This window comes from Streptococcus sp. SN3 (genome assembly GCF_030439905.1).
The window spans coordinates 45,262-58,849 of record NZ_JAQFJF010000003.1 but is presented as its reverse complement, the minus strand read 5'-3'; the positions used below and the strand labels follow the sequence as shown (position 1 = coordinate 58,849).

At 40.5% G+C, this 13,588-nt stretch carries 9 protein-coding genes, 1 tRNA gene and 1 pseudogene; all 11 read left to right on the top strand.

The window, feature by feature from the left end:
• Positions 1–1,707 carry an FtsX-like permease family protein gene (locus tag PCY71_RS07175; RefSeq protein ID WP_048774082.1) on the top strand — a complete coding sequence of 569 codons (1,707 nt, stop codon included), beginning with the start codon at positions 1–3 and terminating at the stop codon, positions 1,705–1,707.
• Between the two features lie 8 nt (positions 1,708–1,715).
• Positions 1,716–2,408, top strand: coding sequence for a 4'-phosphopantetheinyl transferase superfamily protein (locus PCY71_RS07170; RefSeq protein WP_048774085.1), 693 nt, complete (start codon positions 1,716–1,718; stop codon positions 2,406–2,408).
• The gene (locus tag PCY71_RS07165; protein ID WP_048774086.1) at positions 2,402–4,108 is read left to right on the top strand and encodes an ABC transporter ATP-binding protein; all 1,707 of its coding nucleotides are present in this window, start codon (positions 2,402–2,404) and stop codon (positions 4,106–4,108) included. The genes PCY71_RS07170 and PCY71_RS07165 overlap by 7 nt, the downstream gene beginning before the upstream one ends.
• A 3-nt stretch (positions 4,109–4,111) precedes the next feature.
• The gene (locus PCY71_RS07160) at positions 4,112–5,899 is read left to right on the top strand and encodes an ABC transporter ATP-binding protein (RefSeq protein ID WP_048774088.1); all 1,788 of its coding nucleotides are present in this window, start codon (positions 4,112–4,114) and stop codon (positions 5,897–5,899) included.
• 354 nt (positions 5,900–6,253) lie between these two features.
• A pseudogene (locus tag PCY71_RS07155) lies at positions 6,254–6,403 on the top strand (DNA-directed RNA polymerase subunit delta); the annotation flags it as partial.
• A 120-nt stretch (positions 6,404–6,523) separates the two neighbouring features.
• On the top strand, positions 6,524–7,210 hold the full coding sequence (locus tag PCY71_RS07150; protein WP_048774090.1) for a B3/4 domain-containing protein: 687 nt from the start codon (positions 6,524–6,526) through the stop codon (positions 7,208–7,210).
• A gap of 197 nt (positions 7,211–7,407) precedes the next feature.
• Positions 7,408–9,021: a CTP synthase gene (locus PCY71_RS07145; protein WP_002908765.1), complete on the top strand. Its 1,614-nt coding sequence runs from the start codon at positions 7,408–7,410 to the stop codon at positions 9,019–9,021.
• Positions 9,022–9,091: 70 nt separating this feature from the next.
• Complete coding sequence (locus tag PCY71_RS07140) at positions 9,092–9,502, top strand: GyrI-like domain-containing protein (RefSeq protein WP_002908767.1); 411 nt, start codon at positions 9,092–9,094, stop codon at positions 9,500–9,502.
• Positions 9,503–9,646: 144 nt separating this feature from the next.
• Positions 9,647–9,732: transfer RNA gene (locus tag PCY71_RS07135), tRNA-Leu, on the top strand.
• 177 nt (positions 9,733–9,909) lie between these two features.
• Positions 9,910–10,791: a class II fructose-bisphosphate aldolase gene (locus PCY71_RS07130; protein ID WP_002908770.1), complete on the top strand. Its 882-nt coding sequence runs from the start codon at positions 9,910–9,912 to the stop codon at positions 10,789–10,791.
• Between the two features lie 319 nt (positions 10,792–11,110).
• Positions 11,111–13,543 (top strand): pneumococcal-type histidine triad protein, encoded by a 2,433-nt coding sequence (locus PCY71_RS07125; protein WP_048774093.1) that lies wholly within the window; start codon positions 11,111–11,113, stop codon positions 13,541–13,543.
• Positions 13,544–13,588 lie beyond the last annotated feature (45 nt).

The following is a 13,588-nucleotide window of genomic DNA, read 5'->3' as shown; positions in this document are numbered from 1 at the left end:
ATGGGGTTGCTATTTAAATATCTATCCAGAGACTTTTTTGCTAAGAGGACAATGGTGTCCATTCTATCTCTGATTTTAATATTCATTTCCTTTATGTACTTCTTCGTTCATTTCGCGATTGATGCCAATTTACTTCGTTTAGGTGGAGAGCAATTATCAGGCAATGAGGCTAATTATTTCACAGCTTTGAAAAGTAATCAACTCTTAATCAGAAACATTACTGTCGCCATGGTAGCCATCTTCTCCCTCATTTTATCCTTATTCATCAGAGGAACGCTCCAAAGAAATCGAGTACAGCTGGCCCAGCTGATGTCTCTCGGCTTTTCTTTCTCCAGTGTGCTAGCAAGATATGCGCTATTAATCAGCGGGGTATCCTTGATCAGTTCCTTGATTGGCTTAGTCTTGGGTTTCTGGGGATCCGACATCCTCCTTTCTGCTAATAGCCAGACCTATCTCGTTCAAGGGTTGAGTAAAGGACTTTCTCTGCAGTCGGTTATGACGGGAACCCTCTTCCTAAGTCTTTTCCTAGGAGCTCTTACTTATCTGGCGGGACTGACAGTGAGAAAGACAGATTTGGCTTTAATGATGAAACAGACAGATGGAAAAAGCATCCGCCCCGGCTTAATGGAGAAGCTGATTCAAAAGCTGCCGATGAAGCATAAATTCAAATTTAAACTAACTCTAAATCATTTCAGCACCTTAGGTCTCTTGTTGGTTGCGATTGTTACGTTTAGTATCATGTTTGTCTTAAGCTTGTCTCTGACTTTTAGCTCCTCTAAAATCCTTGAATCTCAGAAGGAAGGCCGGCACTATTCTTATGAAATCAGCTATGATAACTACCAAAAGGAGGAGGCTAAGCCAGCTTCAGATTCTGTAACCTATCTGAGATACGATGTTGAGCTAATGATAAAAGGCGAAACTATAGCCTATCAGGCCCTTTCGTTTACAAGCCAAAATGAATTATTTCAGCTGATTGGCAGTAAGGGAGAAATCCTAGATCCCACACAAGGTGTCTTTGTAAATCCTGAGTTGCGAGAGAATTATGGTCTTAAAGTTGGGGATACTCTAGAGTTAATAGTAAAGGGAAAGCGACATCAGATAAAGATAGCTGGATTTGCGGAGAATGCCGATTTAAAGACAATATATATTCCCAAAGACCAAGCATCAGCAATGGTAGATGAGACTAAAGATAGTTTTAATGGCAAATTGACCAATAAGCCTCAAGAAGAAGGTCAGGGAAAAACTCGCTCCCTAGAGGAAAAATTATCAGCGATTCAAAGAAGTCAGACTTCCAACAAAGCAAGTGCTATTATTAACCAAAGTATCGGTGTCATAACGGGATGTTTATTGATTTATTTAGCAGTGTTTATAGGCTTGAATGGTAATATGAAGACTCTATTAATGTTCGATTTACTAGGATATGAGGAGAGAGAGGTTTATCGTATCCTGCTTACCCCCTACATTGTGATTAGCAATCTACTTTTCTTGCTCACTCTGCCTGTAGCCATCTATGCTGCGAGGAATATCCAGATTATGACTTCTCTTCAGACAGGGGACTATATGCCATTCCAGCTCAACTGGATTACCTTTGTTTATATGTTTGCCATCTTGAATACCCTATGTTATATCATCAGATTTTTATTTATTCAAAAGGTTAAAAAAATCAGGGATTATAATCGGCAGGCAGAATTCTTATCAGAATGGTGAGAAACAGCATGAAGATTTTTAAGATTAGAAGCCGAAATCCCCTAGGGGATAGAATGTTTTTCTCCCTTCTGGGACTGATTGAAGAAGAGGATCGAAAACAGATTTTGCGTTATCGGTTTTGGCAAGATCGTCAGAGGTCGCTTCTGGGTCATCTCCTGTCTAGATACGCTGTTATAAAAGAATATAATCTGACAAATAAAGATATCCGAATTAGAAGACATACTTATGGGAAACCATACATAAAAGATTATAGCCAGATTCATTATAATATTTCTCATTCAGGGGAGTGGATTGTCTGTGTTGTGGATTCATCTATTGTTGGAATAGATATTCAGGAGCATAGGGGAGCTAAAAATAGTCTTGCCAAATATTACTTCTCACCGAGAGAACAAAACTATTTATTCTCTTTGGAAAAAGATGAGCAATCAGTTGCTTTCTATGACTTATGGAGTATGAAGGAAGCTTACATTAAAGCAACTGGGAGAGGGCTATCTCAGCCTTTGGACAAGTTTTCTATTGTCCAAGAAGGAGAGGATTTTTGCTCAGTAGTAGAGAAAGAGAAAAAGTATTTCTTAAGACGGTATCAGATAGAGAATGGCTACAGTCTCGCTGTTTGTTCACAGACAAGATGGTTTTGTTCCAGTTTAATAGAACTGACCATAGAAGCCATGCTACCAGCTTTTAAGGAGAGTAGATGTTAATTAAAGCTATTATGCGCTACAGAAGTCGTGCGGTAATCGCCATTGTCATGATTGGTATAGTTGTCTCAGGTAGTCTGCTGCAACCAAGATTTTTAAACACTGTATTGGGAGCTATGTTAGAAGATAAGCAAGATAAGGTTTATAGCACGGGGCTTCTGTTGTTAATGATAGCGAGTGCTGGACTCGTAGCCGGTATAATTAATACAGTGCTCTCATCAAAAATTTCCCAAGAGGTTTCTGCAGATATACGTGAGGTGATATTCCGAACAATCCAGAAGTTTTCATATGCCGATGTAGAAGAACTGGGTGTCGGAAATCTAGTGGTGCGTGTCACCAATGATGTTAACCAGATTCAACACTTAGTGATGGCAATTTTCCAAGTGATTCTTCGCGTATCAATCCTATTGTTAGGTTCTTTTATCTTGGCAATTGTCACCATTCCTCAATTGTGGTGGCTTGTATTAGGGATGGTGACGCTAATTATTACAGCTGTCGTAATGATTATAATGATGGTTTCTCCGCAGTTTAAGCACTTCCAAACTCTCATCGAAAAAATGAATACTATTGTGAAAGAACAGCTTTATGGTATTCTAGTGGTTAAGTCTTTTGTCCAAGAGAAAAATCAAAATAGGAAATTCGAAAAGGTTTCTGATGAACTTGTTAAGATTAATCTATTTGTTGGGAATCGGTTTGCTTTCATGGAGCCAGTCATGACTCTTATCGTCTTTTTTGCGATGTATATTGCTATTTATATTGTGTCAGACTTAGCAAAAATAGATCCGGTAGTTGTTGGGAAAATAGCAGCGTTCCTTACTTATGCCATGCAAATGATGTTTTCGATTATCACGCTCGGCTCCGTAGGAATGCAGATTAGCCGATCTGTCGTCTCAATAGGCCGTATTCAAGAACTGTTGAATAGGGAACCTAAAATAACATTTGGAAATGAATCGCCAGAATCTCTGGAAGGAAGAATTGATTTTGAACATGTCAGTTTCACATACCCTAACGATGACAAAGAAACGCTGTCAAATATCAGTTTTTCGGTAGATGCTGGTCAAGTAGTTGGTATCGTGGGAACAACAGGATCAGGGAAATCAACCTTGGCTCAACTACTTCCTCGCTTATTTGATCCAGATAGTGGTCAGATTAAAATTGGCGGCAAAGACATAAGGGGCTTCGATCAAGAAACCTTGCGTCAGATGGTCTCTATTGTGTTACAACAAGCGGTCCTCTTTAGTGGTACGATTGCTGATAATTTAAGGCAGGGCTTCTCTGCAGCTGACCAAAGGATGATGGAATATGCGGCAGGTATTGCTCAGGCTAATGAATTTATTAATCAGTTATCTGATAATTATGAAAGTTTAGTTGAGGAACGAGGGAGTAATTTTTCAGGGGGACAAAAGCAACGTCTAAGTCTAGCTAGGGGAATTATTGGACAGTCGAAAATTCTGATTTTAGATGATTCGACTTCGGCCTTGGATGCTAAATCAGAACGATTGGTACAGGAAGCTCTTGAACATAAACTGAAAGGGACAACAACACTTATCATTGCACAAAAAATATCGTCTGTTGTCCATGCGGATAAAATTCTGGTACTTGATAGAGGACGGTTAGTGGGTCAAGGGACGCACAGGGAACTGATTGGAAGTAATGCTGTTTACGGTGAAATTTACGCCTCCCAAAAAGGGAAGGAGGGATAATGCTTGAGAGTTCTGAAGTTTTATGGATATTATTTCAACAAGTATAAGTGGTCCTTCACTCTGGTTGTGTTTCTAGTTGTACTGGCGACATACTTACAAGTAAAGGCACCAGTTTATCTGGGGGAAGCAGTGGCAGAGCTAGCTGATTGGGCCATGGCATACAGAGGAGCCGCAGAAGCAATAAATTCTCAATCTACTGTGCCTATGCTAACTGATTTTAACGCTTTGATGCTGAAGCTTCTATTAACCTATTTTATATCATCTATTATTATTTTTATTTATTTGCGTCTCTTTAACCGTCTCATTTCCTTTATCATTAATCATGTGAGGAAAGATCTTTTTAGCAAAGTCGGGACTTTGCATATTGATTTTTTTGATAGTCATAAAGATGGGGAGATTTTATCACGTTTTACTAGCGACCTAGATAACATTCAGAGTGCCTTGAGTCAAGGTTTTATTCAGATTCTTAGGAATACTGTTTTATATATTGGTTTGGTCTGGATAATGTTCGTAAAGAACAGCCAACTTGCTCTGCTAACTATTGCTTCGACACCACTTGCATTAGCCTTCCTTATTTTCCTTGCTAAATCAGTAAGGAGGTATACTAGACAACAACAGGAGGGGGTATCGCAGCTGAATGCCTATATAGATGAAAAAATTTCTGGGCAAAAGGTCATTATTGTTCAAGGTCTGCAGCAGGAGACTATTACTAAATTTATAGACCATAATGAGCGAGTGCGAAGGGCAGGATATAAGGGGGATCTGTTTAGTGGTTTACTCCTTCCGGTGATGAACGGGCTGAGTCTGCTTAACACAGCTATTGTTATTTTTGGAGGCTCAGCTATTGTGCTTAGTCAGCAGTCTTTTTCCAAAGCAATAGCTTTGGGATTGATTGTCACTTTTGTCCAATATTCACAGCAATATTACCAGCCTATTTTGCAGATATCAGCCTCTTGGGGAGAGATAGAACTTGCCCTAACAGGAGCAGCTCGTATTCAGGAAATCTTTGAACTGCCCGAAGAAGATTATTTGTCTTATCAAGCGGAATTCAATGAGCTAAAGTATGGGATTGCCATTGAGCAGCTGAGTTTTGCCTATCCCTCAGCAAAAAAAATTTTATCTGATGTTTCGATTAAAGTTAATAAGGGAGAAGTGGTGGCCATCGTGGGTCCAACAGGCTCAGGTAAGACAACGATTATGAATTTGATAAATCGCTTTTATGATGCTGATAGTGGGAGGATTACTTTTGATGGAAGAGATATTAGTGAATATGGTTTGTCTTCTCTGCGTCGACAAATAGGTACAGTTTTTCAAGAATCAGTGCTGTTTGCAGGAACAATCGCTGAAAATATTAAGTTTGGTAATCCTGAAGCCAGCCAGGAAATGGTGGAATCAGCTGCCCGAGCAGTCAATCTTCATTGTTTTATCGCTGGATTACCTGATAAGTACGAAACCATGGTATCAAATGATAGCAATGTGTTCTCGATAGGGCAAAAGCAATTGATGTGTATTGCCAGAACGCTATTAAGTAACCCGCAGATACTTATCTTGGACGAGGCGACTTCAAATGTTGATACTGTAACAGAGAATAAGCTTCAATCTGCCATAGAAATGATTACTTCTGGGCGGACAAGTTTTGTTATAGCTCATCGTTTAAAAACTATCCTAAATGCAGATAAGATTATTGTCATCAAGGAGGGGAAAGTGATTGAAGAAGGCAGGCATGGTGACCTTCTTAAAAGGAATGGGGTCTATGCTGAACTCTACAGAAATCAGTTTGTTCTAGAGTAATGAACCTTGTTGTACCATAAGTGGTGTAACACTACTTTTGTATATGTAAAAAAGCAGTTCAATTGAACCGTACCCTGAAAGTTAGATTTTTTGTGTATAACTTTAGGTGTGTTTTGTTTTGGCTTCGAGCCAATTTTTCTCGTAGAGAAAAACGAGAAAACCACTAGCTAAGCTGGAGGCTGCCAAGGCTTTGAGCTTCATACAATTGCAATAAAAATTGCAACATTTTAAAGCTCATCTCTAAGTGCTTTAAAAGCTGTTTTGTAACCCAAACATTTTCTGGAATGATTATTAATAGCAAGTGAGGCATCACTTAGCGTTTTTTCAGTTTTTTTGCTAAATCAGTTTTCTTTGGAAAATCCAGACGATGAGAAGAACGAAGTGGAAGCTTATGATGCTGAAATCAACGAAATCGCTCCAGATGATCTAGGCGAAGAAGTCGAACTCAACGAAGAAGATGACGACTACTCTGACGAAGACACGGAGACTGAAGAGGAAGTATAAATCAAGCAAAAAGAAACAAGGGACGAATCCCTTGTTTCTTTTAATATTCCTTGAAATATAAGTTCGGAAGGTGTAGAATACTAATAAAATTTAATAAAGAAAAGACGGAGGTAAGCTGCTATGAAATTTGTCATTGATAAGAGTCTAGGTGATTTAGGTATTAAGAGCGTCGTTATTGGGATTGCCAAGAATGTTAATCCACATGCAGAGCTATCCCCCTCATTTCTAAAAAAGAAAAAGGAAATGGAAGACTGGGCTTTAGCCTGCGACTTGGATGAGGTGCTTGAGTCGCCGGTGGTTCAAGGTTATGTAGAAATACTGCAGCGCGTAGGTCGCAGTGTCAAGAAAAATCCTCCCACTGTTCCCGCTCTGATTCGCAATATCCAGCACCGAGGCTCGCTCCCTCATATTAATAGCATTATTGATATTTATAACGTCGAAGCCCTGCATTCTCTACTGGCCATTGGAGGGCATGATTTTGATAAGATTGATGGCCAGATAGAATTCACCGTAAGCCAAAAGGAAGATGTCTTTCTGCCTATTTTGTCCAAGGAGAAGCATGTTGCCAATACGGACTATGTCTATCGGGATGCCAAAGGAATTTTGGCTTGGCTGGATGTTCGTGACAGCGAGTATTATAAGTTTGATGAGGAGACCAAGGACGCCATTTTCATCATTCAGGGGAATGCCAATACCTCTGTCGAAATGCGTCTGGAAGCCTTGGAGCGAATCTGTCACGATTTAGCAGAGTCTATGCCTAATTTAGAATTTGAAACACATGTTATCAGTATTGGTGAAAATGGATGAAAACCGACTGAAAATATTTGACATTTTTTTAGGTTTGCGATATCATACTGTTCGGGCACCTCTTTTAGAGGTCAGAGCTTCCTGTTTTCAGGGAGCTATTTTTCTTTTTCAGACAGATTACGGAAAATCCTCCTCTAGATAAGTTTCCGGCAACGACGTGGTTGCTGGAATGAATTGTTTTATGAAAAGGAGCACGTATGTCAACTAAATATATTTTTGTCACTGGCGGTGTAGTATCTTCTATCGGGAAAGGGATTGTGGCAGCTAGCTTGGGCCGACTTTTGAAGAATCGCGGCCTCAAGGTTACGATTCAGAAATTTGACCCTTATATCAACATTGATCCCGGCACCATGAGCCCTTATCAGCATGGGGAAGTGTTTGTGACAGATGATGGAGCCGAGACGGATCTGGATCTGGGGCACTATGAGCGTTTTATTGACATCAATCTCAATAAATACTCCAATGTCACCACTGGTAAAATCTATAGCGAAGTCCTACGCAAGGAGCGTAAAGGCGAGTATCTGGGAGCGACGGTCCAAGTCATTCCGCATATTACAGATGCTCTCAAGGACAAGATCAAGCGGGCAGCACGGACCACGGACTCGGATGTGATTATCACAGAGGTCGGAGGTACAGTGGGCGACATCGAGTCTCTTCCTTTCTTAGAAGCTTTGCGCCAGATGAAGGCGGATGTCGGTGTAGACAATGTCATGTATATCCATACAACTCTCCTGCCCTATCTCAAGGCAGCCGGCGAAATGAAGACCAAACCGACTCAGCATTCTGTCAAAGAGTTGCGAGGTTTGGGGATTCAGCCTAATATGCTGGTCATCCGCACAGAGAAGCCAGCTGGACAAAATATCAAAAACAAACTGGCTCAATTCTGTGATGTGGCGCCGGAGGCGGTCATTGAGTCGCTAGATGTGGAGCATCTTTACCAAATTCCTCTCAATTTGCAGGCGCAAAAGATGGACCAAATCGTCTGTGACCATCTGAAGCTGGATGTGCCGGCAGCGGATATGACTGAATGGTCAGCCATGGTAGAGAAAGTGATGAGTCTGGAAAAGCAGGTTCAGATTGCTCTGGTCGGCAAGTATGTCGAGTTGCCAGATGCCTATATTTCAGTTGTCGAAGCGCTCAAGCATGCCGGCTATGCTAATGATGCGGAGGTTAAGATTAACTGGATTGATGCGAATCAGGTAACGGCCGAAAACGCAGCTGAGCTTCTTGGAAGTGCGGATGGGATTATCGTTCCGGGCGGCTTTGGTCAGAGAGGAACTGAGGGTAAGATTCAGGCAATCCGCTATGCGCGTGAGCAGGATGTGCCTATGTTGGGTATTTGCTTGGGTATGCAGTTAACCTGTGTCGAATTCGCCCGTCACGTCCTGGGATTGGCAGATGCTAACTCAGCGGAGCTCAATCCAGACACAGCATTTCCGATTATTGATCTCATGCGTGATCAGATTGATGTCGAAGACTTGGGTGGGACGCTGAGACTGGGGCTCTATCCTTCTAAGCTTAAGCCTGGCTCTAAGGCAGCAGCAGCTTACGACCATCAAGAAGTCGTGCAGCGCCGTCACCGCCATCGCTATGAGTTTAACAATGCTTTCCGCGAGCAGTTTGAGGCGGCCGGATTTGTATTTTCAGGAGTTTCACCAGACAATCGCTTGGTCGAAATAGTAGAAATCCCAGAAAACAAATTCTTCGTTGCTTGTCAGTATCACCCAGAGCTTTCCAGCCGACCGAACCGACCTGAAGGTCTTTATAGGGCATTTGTCACAGCAGCGGTAGAAAAGAGCCAGGAGAGATAGACTTGCTTTTTCTAGGATAAGCGATTTTTCTAGAGAAATGTTATAATGAAAAATAAAAGGAGGGAAGAAGATGTTTCTAAACATTTTAGCTAGTATTCGTACTAATAATTTTCAAGATGAGCATTGTATAGAAAAAATCCAAGCTCTCTGGCAGCAACAAGAGGGAGCTGTGAAAGAAGCTTTTGCTGAGGGGGAGCCGGTTTATGCCGTCTATCATGACTATGCCAATGATTACAAAGGAGACTACAGCCTCTCTATCTGCCGTTTGACAGATGGGGAAGTCTATGATTTTGACACATCCGAGCAGACCTATCAAGTCTTTGAAGCGGATAAGGAGGATCCGCAAGCGATTCTTCATGCTTGGCAGAGGATTTGGCAGGCAGAAGAATCAGGTGAGCTTCATCGGGACTACACTATTGACTTTGAAAAATACGATCCCGACCAAACGGTGGCTGTCTTTATTGCGACTCAGCAACCTTGAGTTTTCTATGTTCCTGCCTTAGCTTCATTTTCGCTTAGATTTCTTAGATTTGCTGATTGAGTAGAAAGTTGATTTTTTGAAATAAAGTCAAAAATTTTCTTGACAAGCCTTAGCTGTCCTGTTATACTAGTAAGGTACTCAATCGCGGGGATGGCGGAATTGGCAGACGCGCAGGACTAAGGATCCTGTGACCGCTTTAGGTCGTGAGGGTTCAAGTCCCTCTCTCCGCATTAAGTAAGCTGACTTCGGTCAGCTTTTTCTTTTTGCAATAGAAACGCTTAAAAAGGCTAAGTGTCTACCTGCAATTCTTTAAAATTTCAGGAAAAACTAGCAATTTTAGTGAAAAAGTGATAAAATAAACAATGTAAGTGGTTTAACCACAAAAAATAAGAGGAGGCCTGATAAGAATGGCAATCGTTTCAGCAGAAAAATTTGTCCAAGCAGCTCGTGACAATGGTTACGCAGTTGGTGGATTCAACACAAACAACCTTGAGTGGACTCAAGCTATCCTGCGTGCGGCAGAAGCTAAGAAAGCACCAGTGCTTATCCAAACTTCAATGGGTGCTGCTAAATACATGGGTGGCTACAAAGTTGCTCGCAACTTGATCGCTAACCTTGTAGAATCAATGGGCATCACTGTACCAGTTGCGATTCACTTGGACCATGGTCACTACGAAGATGCACTTGAGTGTATCGAAGTTGGTTACACTTCTATCATGTTTGATGGTTCACACCTTCCAGTAGAAGAAAACCTTAAATTGGCTAAGGAAGTCGTTGAAAAAGCACACGCTAAAGGTATCTCAGTAGAAGCTGAAGTTGGTACTATCGGTGGTGAAGAAGACGGTATCATCGGTAAAGGTGAATTGGCTCCAATCGAAGACGCTAAAGCAATGGTTGAAACTGGAATCGACTTCTTGGCAGCTGGTATCGGTAACATCCACGGCCCATACCCAGCAAACTGGGAAGGTCTTGACCTTGACCACTTGAAGAAATTGACAGAAGCTCTTCCAGGCTTCCCAATCGTATTGCACGGTGGTTCAGGTATTCCTGATGACCAAATCCAAGCAGCTATCAAACTTGGTGTTGCGAAAGTTAACGTTAACACTGAATGCCAAATCGCATTCGCTAACGCAACTCGTAAATTTGCTCGCGACTACGAAGCAAACGAAGCAGAATACGACAAGAAGAAACTCTTCGACCCACGTAAATTCTTGGCTGACGGTGTAAAAGCTATCCAAGCATCAGTTGAAGAACGTATCGACGTATTCGGTTCAGAAGGTAAAGCTTAAGAAGCTTGATATATTTTTAAAAAAGTTTATCCGAAAGGATAAGCTTTTTTTGTATTATGACAATTGGACAAATAAAGAACAAATAATATTTTTCTTACAATCTAATAAAAAAATCTTGACAGACTAGATGATGAGGAGTAAAATATTAACCAGTTAATTAACTAGTTAATGAGTTTAATAAGTTGTTAAAAATTGAGTTTCTGCTATATTTTATAGAAAAAATATTTAGATGATTTCTTTGGGGGTATATTATGAGTTAATTGTAAATTGTGATAAGTTTTAGCGAATTCTATGTAATCAAAAAAGAAAGTGATATTCAATGGAAAAAAATAAGAAATACTTAACAGGAATTGTTGTCATTGCTACTGTGGGTCTTTTTGCTCATCAGTTAGGTTATTATCAGGCAAACAGTTCGATTAAAAAATCCAATCGAGTTAGCTATATTGATGGTAAGCAAGGTGTTCAAAAGTCTGAGGAGTTAACGCCTGACGAAGTAAGCAAAAAAGAGGGGATTAACGCGGAGCAGATTGTTATCAAAATTACTGATCAGGGTTATGTCACTTCTCATGGTGATCACTATCATTATTATAATGGGAAAGTTCCATATGATGCTATTTTCAGCGAAGATCTTTTGATGAAAGATCCCAACTATCGACTTAGGACTGAGGATATTGTCAATGAAGTCAAAGGTGGATATGTTATCAAGGTTAATGGACAATATTATGTTTATCTGAAAGATATAGCTCGTGCAGATAATATTCGCAGTAAGGAAGAGATTAATCGTCAAAAGCAGGAACATGGTCATAATGTTACGAAAATAAGCAATGAAGTAGCAACAGCTAGAGCTCAAGGCCGTTATACAACAGATGATGGCTATGTTTTTAATGCTTCAGACATTATTGAGGATACGGGAGATGCCTATATCGTACCTCATGGTAATCATTTTCACTATATCCCAAAGAGTGATTTGTCGCCTAGTGAGCTAGCTGCAGCTCAAGCTTACCTATCAGGTAGAGGAAAAGTAGCTAGTACTGTAGTCAGCCGTTCGTATAATAATGGAAACGGTGGCTGGATACAGACACAACCTACTTTTACTCAAATTTCAAACAACTATCAACCGAGTCAAGGAGAAGATGTTAAGGGTCTCCTTCAGCAACTTTATAATCTTCCACTTAGTCAGCGTCATGTTGAATCAGATGGCTTGATCTTTGATCCAGCACAAATTACTAGTCGAACACAAAATGGAGTAGCAGTGCCACATGGTAATCATTATCACTTTATTCCTTATACACAAATGTCGGCATTGGAAGAAAAGCTTGCTCGGACAATTCCTCTTATAAGTCAGCCTAATAAACCTATGTTAGGATTGACACCTTATAGACCTATACCAACTCCGATACTAACTCCATCTCAACCAGCTTTAAAACCGATTCTTCCTCCAAAGTTAAATTTGGAACATGCGGATTCATTGGATAAGGATTTAATCCAGCAGGTTGTTAGGAAAATAGCTGACGGTTATGTGCTAGAGGATAAAGGAGTGTCCCGCTATCTTTTAGCTAAAGACTTGCCTAAAGAGATTATTACAGCGATTGAAAATAAATTGGCGAAGCAGAAAAGCATACCTCATGTCCTGCAAGCTAAGAAAGAATCAGTTGAACCGAAAGATCAAGAGTTTTATGATAAGGTATATGGTCTTCTGACTCAGACCCATCAGCAATTGCTAGAAAATAAGGGACGTTTGTCAGATTTTCAAGCCTTGGATGATTTAGTGAAGCGTTTGAATGATGAAACAAGTGATAAGGTGCAATTAATTGATGACTTATTAGCATTTCTTGCGCCTATCAATCATCCAGAACGTCTAGGCAAAGCAAATTCACAGATTGAGTATACTGAAACCGAAGTTCGAGTAGCCCAGCTAGCTGACAAATATACGACATCTGATGGATATATCTTTGATGCGCGCGATATTATCAGCGACGAAGGAGATGCTTATGTAACCCCTCATATGGGACACAGTCACTGGATAGGAAAAGATAGTCTTTCAGCTAAAGAAAAAGCAGCTGCTCAGACCTATACTAAAGAAAAAGGTCTGCTTCCACCTGCACCAACAGATGATTCCAAAGCCAATCCAAGTGGAGAAAGTGCGTCTGCTATCTACGAACGTGTTCAAGGAGAGAAACGGATACCGCTCGTTCGTCTGCCTTACAATGTTGAGCATACTGTAGCAGTAAAAAATGGTAATCTGATTATCCCTCATAAGGATCACTACCACAACATCAAATTTGCTTGGTTCGATGATAAGACTTACCGAGCTCCTAATGGCTATACATTAGAGGATTTATTTGCAACTATCAAGTATTATGTTGAACATCCAGATGAGCGACCACAGTCTAGCGATGGATGGGGGAATGCAAGTGATCATGTTTTAGGTAAAAAAGATGACAAGGAGGATGCTGTTAGCCCAGAGAAACCTCAAGAAGAAGTTGAAGAGGAAACACCAACTGAGCCAGAAGTACCTCAAGTTGAAACTGCTAAAGTAGAAGCTAAGTTGCAAGAGGCGGAAGACTTACTTGAAAAGACGACGGATCCAAGTTTGAAATCCAATGCAACTGAGACCTTAACAGGATTGCGAAATAATCTTAATTTAGGGACTATGGATAATAATAACATCATGGCAGAAGTAGAAAAACTGTTAACCTTGTTGAAATCAGCTGTTTCAACACCTGCTACTAATACAGAAACAACACCTTGATTTTTATCTGTTTTTAGATATGAATGTTTTATTGATAAATAAAAG